13 protein-coding genes and 1 riboswitch are annotated in these 15,349 nt (G+C 66.3%); of the genes, 5 read left to right on the top strand and 8 right to left on the bottom strand.

All coding sequences use genetic code 11. The annotated features are described in order from the left end of the window. Positions 1-146: 146 nt before the first annotated feature. A complete protein-coding gene (locus H9639_RS16755; RefSeq protein WP_225219055.1) occupies positions 147-2,459 on the top strand; it encodes an alkaline phosphatase in 2,313 nt (770 codons plus the stop codon). Positions 2,460-2,528: 69 nt separating this feature from the next. After that, positions 2,529-3,182, top strand: a complete 654-nt coding sequence (locus H9639_RS01685; RefSeq protein ID WP_191806403.1) for a hypothetical protein — start codon at positions 2,529-2,531, stop codon at positions 3,180-3,182. A 31-nt stretch (positions 3,183-3,213) separates the two neighbouring features. Here the strand turns inward: H9639_RS01685 and H9639_RS01680 are convergent, their stop codons facing one another. The 3 genes from H9639_RS01680 to H9639_RS01670 form a co-directional block, all read right to left on the bottom strand. Next, positions 3,214-5,121 (bottom strand): glycerophosphoryl diester phosphodiesterase membrane domain-containing protein, encoded by a 1,908-nt coding sequence (locus tag H9639_RS01680; protein WP_191806402.1) that lies wholly within the window; start codon positions 5,119-5,121, stop codon positions 3,214-3,216. 299 nt (positions 5,122-5,420) lie between these two features. Continuing rightward, complete coding sequence (locus tag H9639_RS01675) at positions 5,421-6,515, bottom strand: DNA alkylation repair protein (protein ID WP_191806401.1); 1,095 nt, start codon at positions 6,513-6,515, stop codon at positions 5,421-5,423. Between the two features lie 128 nt (positions 6,516-6,643). Continuing rightward, the gene (locus H9639_RS01670) at positions 6,644-6,961 is read right to left on the bottom strand and encodes a hypothetical protein (protein WP_191806400.1); all 318 of its coding nucleotides are present in this window, start codon (positions 6,959-6,961) and stop codon (positions 6,644-6,646) included. A gap of 294 nt (positions 6,962-7,255) precedes the next feature. On the opposite strand from H9639_RS01670, the gene H9639_RS01665 reads away from it, so the two are divergent. After that, entirely contained in the window at positions 7,256-7,687 is a 432-nt protein-coding gene (locus tag H9639_RS01665) for a hypothetical protein (RefSeq protein ID WP_191806399.1), read from the top strand. Here the strand turns inward: H9639_RS01665 and H9639_RS01660 are convergent. Together H9639_RS01660 and H9639_RS01655 are read right to left on the bottom strand one after the other, a co-directional pair. Beyond that, positions 7,680-7,859, bottom strand: a complete 180-nt coding sequence (locus H9639_RS01660; protein ID WP_191806398.1) for a YegP family protein — start codon at positions 7,857-7,859, stop codon at positions 7,680-7,682. The two genes, H9639_RS01665 and H9639_RS01660, sit on opposite strands and share 8 nt — an antisense overlap. Positions 7,860-7,921: 62 nt before the next feature. Beyond that, on the bottom strand, positions 7,922-8,584 hold the full coding sequence (locus H9639_RS01655; protein ID WP_191806397.1) for an MBL fold metallo-hydrolase: 663 nt from the start codon (positions 8,582-8,584) through the stop codon (positions 7,922-7,924). Positions 8,585-8,886: 302 nt separating this feature from the next. Beyond that, a riboswitch (cyclic di-AMP (ydaO/yuaA leader) is annotated at positions 8,887-9,053 on the top strand. 4 nt (positions 9,054-9,057) lie between these two features. On the opposite strand from H9639_RS01655, the gene H9639_RS01650 reads away from it, so the two are divergent. Both H9639_RS01650 and H9639_RS01645 read left to right on the top strand, forming a co-directional pair. Then, positions 9,058-9,951 (top strand): C40 family peptidase, encoded by an 894-nt coding sequence (locus tag H9639_RS01650; protein ID WP_191806396.1) that lies wholly within the window; start codon positions 9,058-9,060, stop codon positions 9,949-9,951. Positions 9,952-10,299: 348 nt separating this feature from the next. After that, complete coding sequence (locus H9639_RS01645; protein WP_191806395.1) at positions 10,300-10,812, top strand: CarD family transcriptional regulator; 513 nt, start codon at positions 10,300-10,302, stop codon at positions 10,810-10,812. A gap of 137 nt (positions 10,813-10,949) precedes the next feature. Here H9639_RS01645 and hrpB read toward each other — a convergent pair whose 3' ends face one another. Genes hrpB through H9639_RS01630 form a run of 3 tightly spaced genes read right to left on the bottom strand, consistent with a single transcriptional unit; the run spans position 10,950 to position 15,315 of the window. Continuing rightward, positions 10,950-13,574 (bottom strand): ATP-dependent helicase HrpB, encoded by a 2,625-nt coding sequence (gene hrpB, locus H9639_RS01640; RefSeq protein WP_191806394.1) that lies wholly within the window; start codon positions 13,572-13,574, stop codon positions 10,950-10,952. Between the two features lie 52 nt (positions 13,575-13,626). Next, positions 13,627-14,286, bottom strand: a complete 660-nt coding sequence (locus H9639_RS01635) for a methionine ABC transporter permease (RefSeq protein ID WP_191746728.1) — start codon at positions 14,284-14,286, stop codon at positions 13,627-13,629. Further along, positions 14,287-15,315, bottom strand: a complete 1,029-nt coding sequence (locus H9639_RS01630) for a methionine ABC transporter ATP-binding protein (protein ID WP_191806393.1) — start codon at positions 15,313-15,315, stop codon at positions 14,287-14,289. Positions 15,316-15,349 lie beyond the last annotated feature (34 nt).

The raw sequence follows: 15,349 nt of genomic DNA, 5'->3' as shown, positions 1-15,349 counted from the left end.
CCGCTGATTGGCCCGTCCGCCCGCCGCCATGCTGCCGGAGTGTTGACACTGCCTGCCCCGGTGCCGAGGGTTGACCCACTTGAGTTGACCCACTTGAGCAGGGGGAATGCGTCATCACTCGCGCACTCTGAGACGGGAACGGACAAATGAACAAGGGAAAACTGACAGTAACGACGGCGATACTGGGCGGATTGATTCTTTCCGGCTGCGGCGGCGGGGCGCCGCTGGCGCAAACACCGACCGGGGCGGGGCCCGGCGGTGACGCGCAGCTGGAGGCCGCAGGGCACCGGGAGGAGAAGAACAAACCGGAGCCGGCGCAGGCCAGGAACATCATCCTGATGGTGGGCGACGGCATGGGAACCGCGCAGCGCAACGCCATCCGGCTCTCCCACGTTGGGCTGACGGGCGAACTGGTAATGGATTCCCTGCCGGAGCTGGGACTGGTCCACACCAATTCGGCGGATCCGGGCACGTTTGTCACCGACTCGGCAGCGGCAGCCACCACCATGTCCACGGGCGTGAAGACCTACAACGGAGCCATCGGCGTCGACCTGGATGGCCAGCCCGTACCCACCGCACTGGAGATCGCCGCCGCGCTGGGCAAGTCCACCGGCCTGGTGACGACGGCGCAGGTAACGGATGCGACCCCCGCGGCTTTCGGGGCGCACGTGGCCGACCGCGGGGAGCAGAGCGAGATTGCCCGCCAGTTCCTGGAATCCAGCCGCCCGGACGTGATCCTGGGCGGCGGTGAGGACCACTGGTACCCGGCAGGGAATCCGGGCCGGCATCCGGATAACCCGCCCGAGGACCCCTCGGAGGAAAGTTCCGGAACCGTCAACCTGGTGGAACAGGCCCAGGCGGACGGTTATGAGTACGTCTGGGACGAGGCAGGGCTGCTGCAGGCCCAGGGCCCGAAGGTGCTGGGCCTGTTCGCCAATGAAGAGATGTTCCAGTACGGCGACGACGTGGAGGAGATTTACGAACCGAGCGTTCCCCTGCCGGTCATGACCGGCAAGGCATTGGAACTGCTCACGGCCCCCGCTGCGGCCGAAGCCGGGGCCAGACACGGAGGCGGCCATGGTGGTGGCGGGGGCGCTCCCAATGGCGGCGGGCAGGATCCAGGATTCTTCCTGATGGTCGAAGACGAGGGCATCGATTCCATGTCCCACGTCAACGACGCCGAGCTGACCATCAAGTCCGGAATCGCCTTTGAACAGTCAGTGGCCGTTGCGCGGGACTTCGCCGAAGCGGACGGTAACACCCTGCTAATCGTCGTCGGGGACCACCAGACGGGCGGCATGACGATCGAGTCCTTCGACGATGATGCAGATGAGTCCGGTGACGGCATCTCCGCCGAGGACGGACCTCTGCCGGTAGCCAACTCGGACCAGGTTTTTGCCGTGGACTGGACCACCGATGGGCATACCGCCCTCGACGTGCCGCTCACGGCCATGGGCCCGGGATCGGAACAGCTGGGCGGGTTCTACGAAGATACCCACATCTTTGACGTGATGACCGCGCAGATGCGTGCCGGGACCGAACGGCCCTCGATTGACCTGCAGTCCCACCGCGGCGGCCGCGGCGAATATACGGAGGAATCACTCACCGCCTTCCGGCACTCGCTGGAACTCGGCGTCAGCACGCTGGAACTGGACACGCATTTGAGCCGCGACGGCGCCGTCGTCGTCTGGCATGACGACACCATCCAGGCTGAAAAGTGCCGCGATACCGCTCCGGCAGCCGCCGGGGATCCGGGCTTCCCCTACGTTGGAGACCGGGTGGCTGACCTGACCCTGGCCCAGCTGAAAACGCTCGACTGCGGCTACCAGCAGCTGCCGGGTTATCCGGAGCAGCAGGTGGTTGAGGGCAATCGGATAGCTGAGCTGAAGGATGTGTTCGCCCTGGTCCGCGAAGTACGTGCCCGCGGCGTGTGGCTCAATATCGAGACGAAAGTCGAGGACGGGCAGGCCGGCGGTCCCGGCATGGAAGCCCTGACCCGGTCCGTCATCCGGGAGATCCGGAATTCTGGAATGGCAGACAGAGTGACCCTGCAGTCCTTCGACTGGGGTTCGCTGAACCTGGCGGGACGGATCGCGCCGAGACTGACCAGGGTGGCGCTCGCTGCCGGTCCGGAGACGCTGGAAATCGGGCAGCCCGGTGCCGCCGCCATTCTGGGCGGAATCGATATAGATGACTATGAGGGGTCGGTGGTGTTGGCGGCAGCCGCTCAGGGATACGACGTGATCTCTCCGGTCTACGCCAGCGTGACGCGTCAGATGGTGGCTGAAGCGCAGGAACTCGATATGAAGATTGTGCCGTGGACGGTGAATCAGCCCGCTGTGATGAACTACCTGATCGACCTGGGGGTGGATGGGATTATCACTGACTATCCCACCCGGCTGCGGTTGGTGATGGAGGAACGCGGGTTGAAGCTGCCCCGGGCCTACGCCGGTTCCTGACCTGCGGGCAGGGCGCACCGCCGGTTCACTAGACTGGTGGACGCCCTGCCCGCACCACCGGAAGTACCAATGTCCAGAGGAAAGCACCACCCTCCCCATCCCAAGCCCGCCAACAGCGAGGATTTTCTGATCGCAGCGGACCTGAAGAAGGAACGCGGCTGGACCGAAACCCAGATCAAGGCCTTTCTGCCGGAGCCGGACAAAACTGCCAGGAATCCGTTCTCCCGCAAAGCTGCACCCATGAAGCTGTACGCGCTGGAACGGGTGGAAACAGTCGAGGCTACGGAAGAGTTCCGCCGGGCCCGTGAGGCTTCGCGGAAGCGCCAGCTCGCAGCACGCGGCCGGGCCTTGGAGAAAAAGAAACAAGCGGTCGCCGTCGCCGAGGCACTGGAGCTGCGCCTGGTGCCGGAGTCCTGGGAGGACGTTCAGCGAAAGGCTGTCGAGCACTACAACTCACGGCTGCGCCAGAACCAGTCCCCCGCCGGCCCGCGGACCACCCGCAGCCGCCTGGACCGCCTGACCGTCAACTACCTGCGGCACATGCAGACCTCGTATGAGGAGGAGCTGAAGGAGTTCAAGGGAGTTGTCGGCGTCGGCGAGGCCTATCTGGTGGTCCGGAACCGGATCCTGGACCTGATCGCGCAGGCCTATCCTGCCCTGCAGGCCGAGTGCGAACGCCAGAAGTTCCAGGCACCGGACCTTCCGGCCGGGGTCGTGTTGTAGCTCTGCCCCCGCTGAAAGACGCTGGAAGACGCTAGAAGATCAGCACAAACCGCATGACGGCGTCGTAGAGCTTGCTGCCCATCGGCTCTTCCGGTCCCATGCCGGCGCGGTCACGGACTGCCGTGTCCGGGTGGTCCGTGATGATGCCGTCAACATTGTCGCGGAGCATGTTTCGGATTCCGTCTGCGCCGTTGACGGTCCAGACGTAGATTTCCATACCGTTCGCCCAGGCTGAGTCGCGGACCGCGTCCGTATAGGACGCTTCCTCCACCACAATGAAGTCCGCTGTTGTGTCCGGAGCGGCGAGTCCGGCCACCCCCATGGTCAGGCCGACGTACAGTTCCGGGCGCAGCCGCTTGAGCTCCTCAGCTTTGTCCTTATCCAGTGAGTGGTAAATATTCTCCTGCAGGGCATCAAGGGATTCGAGTTCCGACACAAGCCGCGGGACGTAGTCCGCTGTCTCGTCTCCGTGCATTTTGAGTTCGATCAGTAACGGCTCGCCCAGCTCCTGTGCGGCGCGGATGTATTCCTCCAGGGACGGGATGGTGTCCCGGTGCCCGCGCTGGTCAGACACGGTGACGGCTCTCAGTTCGGCCAGGGTGAGGTCCTTGACGGATTCCTCCCGGCCGGCCAGCCGGCTCAGGGAAGCGTCATGCATCACCACGAACCCGCCGTCGGCGGTTTGCATCACATCCATTTCGACCAGGTCGGCGTTGGCTTCGGCAGCTGCCGCCAGCCCGGACACTGTGTTTTCAACCCCTCCGTCGCTGAAACCCCGGTGCGCCAGCACCAGGGTCTGCGGCACCTGCTGCAGGCCCTCCATGACAGGGATGTTCAGCCCGCCCAGGGCCAGTGCCGGTACGACGACGACGACCGTCAGCAGTGCGCGGCCGCGGCGGGACCGTTCGGGGAGGGTAGCTGTCGTCTCAGACGAGCGTCCGGCCCGCTCCGGGCTGTAGGACAGTGTGAGGTCCTGCGGCAGCAGCGGGAGGCTGCGGACGGTCAGCTCAATAAGCATGGCGGCCAGGAACATCACGAAGCTGCCGGCAATGATGACGCCGCCCACCTGCGCCGCCCCCAGGGTGAAGGCCGCCGTTACCGAGGCGAGGCCGGGGGCTGCCAGGTCCACCGCCAGGACCGGAAGCAGCGCGCCGGCCACCAGCACCCCGCCGCCAACGAAGGCGGCTGCTGCCGCCGCGGCCCCGGCTGCCAGGAGAGCCGGGTCGGTCCTGCGGGTAACCAGCCAGCTGAGCCGCATCGCCCGGCTGCCGGAGACCCGGCCCAGAGCAAAGATCGGCAGCGCCAGGGAGAAACGGGTGCCGAGTGTTCCGATGACCAGCAGGAACAAGACATAGGCGACAAGTCCCGGCGTGGACTTCAGCAATTCACCGGTGACGAAGTTCGGCACCGCAATGGAGTGCGTCAGCACCGAAAAGAAACCGGCCTGCGCCAGTGGCAGGACAAGGAACAGGTACCAGACCAGCGGAAGCGAACTCAGCCTGGGCGCCCGGCGCAGGACGGAACCGAGATCCCGCACCAGAGCCGCCGGCTGCAGGCTGAGTCCCGCCCGGACCCGGGCCGCAGCCAGGACCAGCAGGGTCAGTTGACCACCCACACCCACGATGGCAAGGAGGCAGAGCCCGGCAATCCACGCTGCTGAACCGCCGTTCCCCATGATGGACGTCAGGGCAGCCGAATCCACTGCGTGTAGCCCGGCCGCAGCCAGCGCCTCCGTGAACATCCAGCGGATCAGGGGTGAAAACAACACCAGCAGAAGGGCCTGGGTTGCAGCGTAGAGGGCCAGCAGACGCCAGCCGCCGGTGCGGAGCGTCCGCCACCCGGCACCAAGCAACCCCGGAATGAGGGTACGGACGCGGAGCTCTCCGGGCAGTGCCTGAGGCGTCCTGACGGTCCGGTCGAGGAGCGGAAACCGCACCATGCTCAGGCCGCGGCCCGGTGGCGGCAGCCTGAGCAGGCGCCGGCTGTCCTGGCGTGTCCCGCACCCTGCCGGTTCCGGCCGGTCGTAGGCTCGGTCGTCGTCATGCCCTTGCTCCTCTGCATTCAGGAGCGAAGGCAGGCTCCGTACACGCCGCTGCTCCGAGGGGTGGTTAGCCCGGGGTAGCTGGGCGTCCAAGTTTCGTCAGAGTATATAAGCCGCATCACAGCCGCATCGTCATGGTTCCGACATATTCCCGGGCGGGTGATGCAGGCGGCGTGCCGTGGGAATCCCGGAGGGCGCTAGATGGTCAGATGAAACTCCAGCCGCCCATGACGGACACCGTTGATCTGCAGTTCCAGCTGGTGCCTTCCGGCGTAGTGCCGCCGCGTGGTCATTTGGCGGAAGGCGTGCCGGCCGGACAGCTTCCGCGACTCTCCGGGTTCCAGGTCCAGGACGGCCAGTTTGAAGACCTTTGGCGCAGTCAAACCGTTCGCCTTGACGTAGTGCACCACATAGTCGACAGCGAGGCGGGCGGGCGTTGGGGACGTGTTCGTCAGAACACACTCAAAGCTCAGGACCGCGGGCAGAGTGAGCTGCTCCGTTTCCGCGCGCGGTCCGTCCACCGCGACTTCGGCAGGCTTAAAACCCATCAGCGACAGCGCTCCAGGGTGCGCCTTTTTCACCAGCGTCCGCAATCCGCGCCGGATGATCCAGGCACTTTCCGGCGTACCCGATTCATGCCAGCGTGCAGCGAGTTCAAGAACAGTCTCCGGTGCATGCCGTGCAAGGTCATTGAGGTGGTTGGCCACCGAGCGGCGCACGTACTCGCTGGAGTCATTGCGCAAGGCATCGAGGACCGGCACGGTGGCGTCAGGGCGCAGTGTCAGCCCGGCAACCCGCACCGCCCACGGAAGGTATGGTCTGGTGCCCTCGCTGGCCAGCCTGCGCACGTGCTCATTGGGGTCCGTGGTCCAGGGCTGGATATATTTCAGGGCGCGGTCCAAATCCGCGCTGAGCAGTCTGCGGATGGCAAACTCACTGGTCAGCCGAGGCGTCAGCTCAGCAAGCAGGTCAAGGCAATCGTCGAAGGCCTGATTGCTGCCCTGGGCAAGGGAGAGGGTGACTGCAGCTTCGGTAACCGGCCACAGTGCCCAGCCAGTGAAGTCCGGATCGGCCAGGGCAGTCCGGAATGCGGCTGTGGCCACTGCATACTCCCGGAAGCTCACCACCAAGGCGTCCGCGACGACGTCGGTCCTCGCGCGCAGGGACAACGGGCCGAGCCGGCCGCTCGTTTCCTGCAGGGCCTCGAACCGGACCCCCGGGGCCGCTGTTTCCAGCGACCCGCACAGCTGCGCTATCTGCGCAGGGCCCAGCAGGTCATCCATTGCACCCATACTGCTTCCTGACTGCTCTTGCCGCTGGCGCTGCTGACTCCGTTTACCGGAATCATCCTAGCTGGGCCGCAACAGGGCAGCGGCGGCCGGACAGTGCGGGGCCAGTGGCTCCTGCCCGGGCAGGCGGCCTAGCGTTCGGCGTCTACGTAGCTGCCGCGGCGGTTTCCGGCCGGATGTCCGGCGGCTCCGAAGGCAGCCACATAGCTGTCAACGCACCGGCCCGGGCGGCTGCTGACCCGGCCGTCAAAAGAGGCGGTGTAGCGGCCGCCGCTGGCGGGGACAGGCGCCTGGGGGCGGTCAAACACTGCCACATAGTTTCCACCGAGGGCGCTTCCGGCGCGGCGCGGATCAGCGCCGCCGGCAGAGTGGGTGGAGGTGCGGGTCTGGGCGGTGGTGCGGGTCTGGGCGGCAGCGCGGGCGGTTTCGGCAAACATGGTCTTAAACAAGGGGTGGTACTCCTGGGGGTAATGCGGCAGCACCGGCGAGCCGGTACAGGCTGCGGTGTCTGTCAATGGGGAGGGCGGCACGCTTCCGAAGTGGTGCGGTGCACAGTGCCCGGGGCCGCGTTCAGGCCTCCGGAGAGGAGGCCCGCCGTACTGAACTCCGGCAAGGAGCAGATCCGGCAGGCCGCGGCGTCTTCCACGACTCTACCAGTTATTCTGAGTCATTCATAAAAAGGAGCATCACCCCTGCCGTGACCTGGTGCCGGGCGCGGCGGGTCCCAGGGATAGAGTTGGGATATGAGCAACACCCCCGCACGGCCGCGCAGGTCTGTCTTCTTCCTCATTCCGGCCGGCGCTGTGGCGGGCATGATCCTGGGCATCCTAAACTTCCAGATCAACTACGCCGCTTCGGTCGAGTCGCAGGACCTTTCGAGCTACATCCTTTGGACCCTCATCGGCGGAGCTGTGCTCGGCGCATCCTTCGCCTGCCCCGCGAGTGTGCTGGCATTCCTGAGCGCAGACGCAGGAAAGTCACGGCGCTTTTGTGCCGGTGCAGCGGGTGTGGTGCTGGCGTTGTGCTGGCTGGTCTATACGGCCGTCTCAGCATCCGGAGGCACCCCGGTGACCGCCCTGCTCCCGGTGGCGGCGGCCCTGACCATTGCGGCCGGGACATGGTTCGTCTGGCTGACAACGCAGGCCAGGGCAGTGAAGGGCACGGAGTCTAGGTAAGGTCTGTGATGGCGGCGCCGGCGTTGGAGCGGACAGATTCCACGCCCTTCAACGCTGATGCCTTGGACTTGTAGCTCTCCGACGAGGAAGCGATGACTTCCCCATTACCCGCCTTCAGCCGGAACCTGAAGCCGCCTGCCTTGTCCTGATAAATCTCGAATTTGCCTGCCATGACTGCCTCGCTGTACTCGGTTACCCCTGTTACTGCCAGCCCGGTGGCTGTCGGCCACCACGTCAGTGCGGTCCCCCAATCATGGTCGAGAGCGCGTCCGCCGGTGACTCCACCTCGGCGCCGTGCGCAAAGAGAATCCGTTCCGGCCCCAGGCCCGCGATCCGCTCCAGCGATTGCTCCGCCTGACCCGCGTCGGACATGAAAGCACCGGGCCCCCGGATGACGTGACCATGCGATGACGCCGCCGCATCTCCAACAAAAAGTGTCCCTGTTCCCTCATGGAACAGGGAGATGTGCCCCGGAGTATGGCCGGGAGTGGCGAGGATCTCCAGGTCCTGAACCATGGCCCCTTCACCAATGGGGCTTACGTGGCGCGGAGCCCGGATGTCCGGCGAATCGGGCCCCCCGGCGTAGATCGCAGCATGGGGAGCGCGTTCGGCAACGGCAAACAGGGAGCCCACGTGGTCCATATGCAGGTGAGTCAGCACAATGTCGCGGACATCGGACCACCCGCCACCCAAAGCCTCGATCGCGGCAGCGATCCCCGCATCGGCATCGGGCATTCCTGTGTCAATCACCACGATGCCCTCCGGTTGAGCTACGGCATAACACCGCACATCCATGATCAGCTGATCCGGCCCGGCGACGCCGGCTGGAATCACCACCTCGCGCACCACGTCCTGAACGGGAAGCTGCGCTCCGCGGCCACCGATTTGCTCACTCATGGCCCCTCCTTCGCTGGGTACTTCCAGCGTATTCCCGCACCCCCGTATACGTCGCGGCAGTACGCAAAAATCCAGGACTGCTGCCTGCGATGAAGCGCCTTTGGCGGCTGAACGGTACCCCTGAAGAGCGCCAGGGTGTGAAGGATGGGACAGAACAGGAAAGCAATCTGTCGTTTAGCACGGTGTGGCGTCCCGCACAATGGCAACACGGTGTCGTTACCGAATTGCAATGCAATTGGAATTCCATGTAGTGTCCTTGGCATGCCGCGATCCTGATGCGGCGTCCTTGGCCTGTTACCTAACTCTGCCGCTGGCCAAGGCCCCCTTTGCAATACGACGGCAGGGGCGGGGGACCCAATTTTTTGGATCCTTTGAATCCTAGGGGTTAAGCCGACCGGTTTACTCCGGGCGGCCGGGTGACTCCCATCCGAATCCGACAGCTCACCTCGCAGGTATTGGGAGAGGTAATTCCTTTGTCTATCAACAAGAACCGCGGACGCCACCGCGCACATTCCAACATCTGGACGACTATCGCCCAGGTCTCACCGGTCAAGGCACGCACCCTCGGCGGAACCGCCGCAGCCGTGGTTGCCGGATCCGGACTCATGTTCGGCATGGCTGCCCCGGCACAGGCCGGCGTCATCGCCAACGATCCTGCCCCGGCGCCTGCCGCCGCTGCCGCAGCCCCGGCTGCAGCTCCCGCCGCAGCCACCGTGGCCGAGACGGTCACTCAGACCGTGACGGAAGCCGCAGCCACCCACACCGTTGTTCCGGGTGACACCCTGGGCCAGATTGCCGCTACCTACGGCGTCTCCCTGGACAGCATTCTGGCCCTCAACGGCCTGTCGATGACCTCGATCATCTACCCGGGTGACGTCATCACCTACGCCGGCACGGCTGCGGTTCAGCCCGCAGCTTCCTACGCTCCGGTGGAAACCGCAGCAGCGATCGAAGCTGCTCCCGCCGCGGCTTCCTTCACTGATCCGGGCACGTACACCACGCTGAGCACCCAGGTCACCCCGGCTGCTCCGAGCGCCGGTACCTCCGCAATCGGCCAGATCATGGTGAACGCGGCCTACTCACAGCTCGGCGCCACCCAGGACTGCACCGTACTGGTCGAGGTAGCCCTCCGCGCTGCCGGCCACTCGGTTGGCGACCTGGCCCCGGCTCAGCTGGCTGCCTACGGCACCCCCGTCTCCGATCCCCAGCCGGGTGACATGGTGTACTACGCCGACGGCGGCATGGGCTTTGCCCACATCGCCATCTACATCGGCGACGGCCAGGCCATCCACAGTGGCTGGAACGGTAACCAGACCGTTGTTCAGTCCGTCAACGTCGGCTCCGGCCCGGTCTACTACCGCGCCTAGCCGAAACCTTTGGCGGATTGTCCGGTCCGCCGATATTCGGAAAGCACCCCGCCTGGAACCAGGCGGGGTGCTTTTCACTTCCGGCACAGCAATACCCTCCTGCCCCGCCGCCGCAACTACCCTGCAGCTTCGGGGGAACATGCCCACCCAGACGTGAAATAATAGTCAGGTCAGACCCGCGGCTTCCCGGCGTTTCACCCCCATGTGCGGCGCTCCCGGCCGCGCTTCCGTCACGACTGTCACCGGAATCCGGGCAAGCGCGGGACACCCGTCCCAACAACAGACCCTGTCCAGTGCAGCGGTCCGCGGCTGCCGGGCCCGGCTTCGATCCAGCCAGAGGTAATCACATTGACGTTTAACGTAGGTCAAACCGTAGTCCACCCCCACCACGGCCCGGCCACCATCCGCCGCCTGGCGACCCGCCAGATCCGCAGCGTGGATCACGAGTACCTGGTACTGGAAGTACATGCCAACAAGCTTGAGGTATGGGTGCCCACCGCCAAGGCACAGGATGTGGGGCTGCGCCAGGTCCTGAATTCACCGCAGCTGGAAGAACTCATGGAGATCCTCAAGGCTGCTGCGGATGCCGAGGAATCCCAGTGGTCACGACGGTTCAAGGAAAACACGGAACTGCTGGCCAGCGGCCGGATCACAGATGTGGCGCGGGTGGTCCGCAACCTCACGCTGCGCTCCCTGGACAAGGGACTCTCCCACGCGGAGCGGGACATGCTCCGGCATGCACGCCGGCCGCTGCTCACGGAAATTTCACTCTCGCTCGGGGTCAGCGAGGAGGAAGCCGCCGCTGTGCTCGACGGCGTCTGGGACGGCGCGGGCACCTCACTGGCCGAGCCGGTCACCTAAAACCCTGCCGGGCCGGTCAGCTGAATCCTGGTCTCCCGCAAGGCGCCGCTCTCCGCGAGGAAGCGGCGCCTTTGTCCTCTTCGCACCGTTTCCTTCCCGGCCACTGTTCCGCTGCCGAGCCGGTCAGCCCAATCACTTCATGATCTGGCCTTAGTGCGGGCCGTCGCGGTGGCGGCCCAGGGGTCCTCCGGCCAGGGATGCTTCGGATACCGGCCCCGCATTTCTGCCCGGACCTGGTGATACGGACCAGCCCAGAAGGAGGCAAGATCATCTGTGACCGCCAGCGGCCGGCCCGCCGGAGACAACAGATGGAACAGCACCCTGACCCGTCCTCCGGCAAGCGTGGGTGAGCCCGCCCAGCCAAAGCATTCCTGAAGCTTGACGGCGACCACCGGCCGCGCGCCGTCGTCGCCTGGTTCCGGGTAGGTAATGTGCACCCGGGAACCGCTGGGCACCTGCAGCCGCTCGGGGGCCAGTTCCTCCAAATGCGCTGCCTCCGGCCAGGGCAGGAGCCGCCGCAGCGGATCAGCCAGATTGATCCCGGCAGCCCGCGCGCCGCCGGCCAGCTCATCCAGTTCCGGAGCGAGCCACTCGTCCAGGCGTTCCAGGAGCGCCGGCTCGGAGACATCGGGCCAGGGTGCGCCAAGCTCGCGGTGCAGGAGTGCCAACCGACGCCGCAGGGCGTCTGCCGCCGGCGACCATCCAATCAGTGACAGTCCCTGGACGGCCAGGGCCGCTGCGACGGCCGCCCGCCCCTGGGCCGGCGTCGCCCGGACGGATGTGGAGACCAGTTCAATCGCGCCGAGCCTGCGCTCACGCCGTGCATTCACCCGCCCGCCGGAGAATTCCGCCGAAACGGATTCCGTGAGCAGATGAGCGGCCGCAGCCTCCGCCGTCCCGGCCTCCAGCGGAGCCGCGGCGCGGATGACCGCACCGGTGCCCGCGGCCGCGCGGCCCTGGGCCCGCGTCACATCGGCAACAGCAAGCCATTCGGACCCCCGCAGCGGGCTGTCCGCGGGCAGTCCCGCCCGGGTCCCGGAAGCAAGAAGGTACTGCTCCCCCGCGCTTCCTGCCACCCGGCGCGCTACGCGGGCGGGAAACGCCAACGCGATGATGAATCCGGCCGCTTCGCCCGGTTCCAGGCTGTGATCCATGAGGGCGTTGCCCGGCGCGGCCTGCTGCGCCGCCAACCGCTCGAGCCGGTGGACTTCCTGCGACCAGGCACGCGCACCGGGGTCCCCGCCGGAGCGGAGCCGGGCCAGCAGCCGGACAAGGTCCGCCCCCGGCGCGCGGACATCTCCGGCCACCATGGCGGCTACCTCCGCCGCAGTGCGTGCCCCGGTAACGGGAGCCCCATCGACCAGGGCACGCGCGAGCGGCGGATCGACGGGAACACGGACCAGCGCCCGGCCGGACTCCGTGGCCCGCCCCTCGCCGTCAACGGCGCCGATGGCCCGGAGTTCGGCTTCCGCGTCGGCCAGAGCGGCTGCAGGCGGCGGGTCAGGAAGGCTTAATCCGCGTCCGCCGGGAGTCCCCCAGCACGCCAGCACCAGGGCTGCCGAGGTGAGGTCGGCAGTGGCAATTTCCGGAGTCTGCTGCGCAGGCGCCGCGGCGTAGGCTGCCTCCGGATAAGCCCGGATCACGGTTCCCGGGCCCTGCCGGGCGGCGCGTCCGGCACGCTGCTGGGCCGAGGCCCGCGAACAGCTCACTGTCACCAGTCCGGACATGCCACGGGCCGCATCCCGCCGCGGTTCACGGGAGAGCCCGGAGTCCACCACCAGGCGCACCCCCGGCACGGTGAGCGAGGACTCGGCCAGCGACGTCGTCACGATGATGCGCGGCCTGCCTCCGGCGGGCCGGCCGGAAACCGCCCGGTCCTGTTCGGCTGCCGGCACCTGGCCGTGGAGTTCCAGGACCTCGGTGCCCGGCTCCGCCGCCTGCCGCAGGTGGCCCGCGACGGCGGAGACTTCTCGGGCTCCCGGGACGAAGACCAGGGCATCCGTCTGTGGATCGGCTGCCAGTGCCTTGGCGTGTCCTGCCGCAGCGGTCAGTGCCAGCTCAGTGAGGAAAGCGCGGGTCACGCCACGTTCGTCCAGGCGCCGGGAAGCGGTCGGTTCCCAGCGGACCTCCAGCGGATACAGTGCAGAGGGGCAGTCGACCAGGGGCGCCGGCCCGTTCGGCCCGCCGACCAGTGCAGCAAAGCGGGCCGCGTCCAGGGTGGCGGACATCGCGATGAGCACCAGATCCTCCCGCAGCTGCCGGACCTCCGAAAGCAGGCCCAGCAGCAGATCGGTTTCCAGCCCCCGCTCATGGACTTCGTCGAGGATGACGCCGGCGGTGCCTTCCAGGGCGGGATCATCCATCAGCCGGCGCAGCAGGATGCCGGGGGTCACGAATTCCACGATGGTGCGGCTGCCCGTATGCCGCTCGCCGCGCACGGTGTATCCGACTGCCTCCCCTACGCTGGAACCAGCGAGGGAGGCCAGACGGCGGGCGGCAGCGCGGGCCGCCACCCGGCGGGGCTGGGTGACAATAATCCGCCCCTGCCCGGAACCGGTGAGGTTGGCCACCAGCGGCGGAACCAGAGTGGTTTTACCGGTCCCCGGTGGTGCCTGCACGACGGCGGTGCGTCCCCCGGCCGCCGGATCCAGGGCTGCCGCGAGGTCCGGGAGGGAACGGGCAAAGGTCAGCCTGCGGCCGAGGGCGGAGAGGTTGAAGGGTCCGTCCGGAAGTGGACCGGCCGCCGGCAGTGGTGTGCTCACCCACCTATTCTCTCCCGTGGCCGACTTTGACCGTGACGCACCGGCCGCGGGGCTACCGGCGCAGCGCCTTCCGCGCCGCCTGGTTGCCCAGGAGCTGCACCAGCTGGACCAGCACGATAATCACGGCCACTGCGGCCCAGGTCACCACCGGATTGAACTGCCGGTAGCCGTACTGGATGGCGAAGGTTCCCAGGCCTCCGCCGCCCACATAGCCGGCCACCGCGGACATATCCACCAGGGCGACGAAGACGAAGGTATAGCCCAGGATGAGCGGGCCCAGCGCTTCGGGAATCAGGATAGTCAGGATGATCCGGCGCCGGCCTGCACCCATTGAACGGGCTGCTTCGATGACACCGGGCTGCACGGTCAGCAGGTTCTGCTCCACGATCCGGCTGATGCCAAACGCGGCAGCCAGCGAGAGCGTGAAGATAATGGCGTTGTTACCGATGCCGCTGCCGGTCACTGACCGTGCCAGCGGCTGGACCGCGGGCAGGAAAATGATGAACGGAATGGGGCGGAAGATATTTACCAGCACGTTGAGGGTGCCGAAGACCGGACGGTTGGCCAGCAGCGCTCCGCTGCGGGTGGTGTAGAGGCCCAGACCGATCAGCATGCCGCCCAATCCGCCGAACAGCAGGCTCAGTCCCACAATGTAGAGGGTCTCTCCGACGGCCGTCCACAGCTGGGGCGTCAGGGGAATCAGTTCTTCCATTCAGCTCAGCTCCGTTACTTTGATGCCTGTGCCCACCGAGGCCAGTGCGTCGTCGATCGCCTGGTCGGCTCCTTTGAGTGCCAGGGTGAGATGCCCGAAGGCCCGCCCCGAGATGTCATTGATGCCGCCGTAAATCAGTTCGAACCCCACACCCGCCGCGGCGAGTTCCAGGAAGACACCTGCCTGGGCTTCATCGCCGTCGCGGAAGGACAGCGTGACGATCCGCCCCTCATGGCGGGCCTTCAGCGACGCAAGCTCATCCGGAGACGGAATGCCCCGCACCACGGTCGAGACAAATTTCTGCGACGAGTCGCGGCGGGGATTCGAGAAAACTTCAAAAACGTCACCCTGTTCCACGATCCGCCCGCCATCCATCACGGCTACCCGGGTGGCCAGGTTTTTGATCACATCCATCTCATGGGTGATCACCACGATGGTGATGCCCAGCTCCCGGTTAGCCCGGCGCAGCAGGGCCAGCACCTCGTGGGTGGTCTCCGGGTCCAGCGCCGAGGTTGCCTCGTCTGCGAGCAGGATTTTGGGTGCTGCGGCCAGTGCGCGGGCGATTCCCACCCGCTGCTTCTGCCCGCCGGAGAGCTGCTCGGGGTAGCTGTCAGCCTTGTCGGTGAGGCCGACGAAAGCGAGCAGCTCATCCACCCGCGCCGCAATCTCCGCTTTGCTCTGTCCGGCCACGCGCAGCGGATAGGCGATGTTGTTCCGCACGGTTTTCGAATTGAACAGGTTGAACTGCTGGAAGATCATGCCAATGCCCAGACGGATGGATTTCAGCTTCCGTTCGGGGACCCCGGAGACCTGCCGGCCATCCACGGTGATGGTTCCCGAGGTGCTGGATTCCAGCGCATTGATCAGGCGGACCAGGGTGCTTTTTCCGGCCCCGGAGTAACCGATAATCCCGAAGATCTCTCCGACTTCAATCTCGAGGTTGATCTCCTGCAGCGCGGCAACAGGGGGTTCGCCTTTCCGCGCCGGTGGATAGGTCTTGCTGACGTTATGCAGCGATATAAGGGCCATGACGGTTCCTTGGGTAGAGACGGGCGTCCCCGCC

The organism is Arthrobacter gallicola, from assembly GCF_014836775.1.
Lineage (GTDB): Bacteria > Actinomycetota > Actinomycetes > Actinomycetales > Micrococcaceae > Arthrobacter_B > Arthrobacter_B gallicola.
Note: the sequence above shows the minus strand (reverse complement) of the source record. Positions and strands in the feature narration are given on the sequence as shown.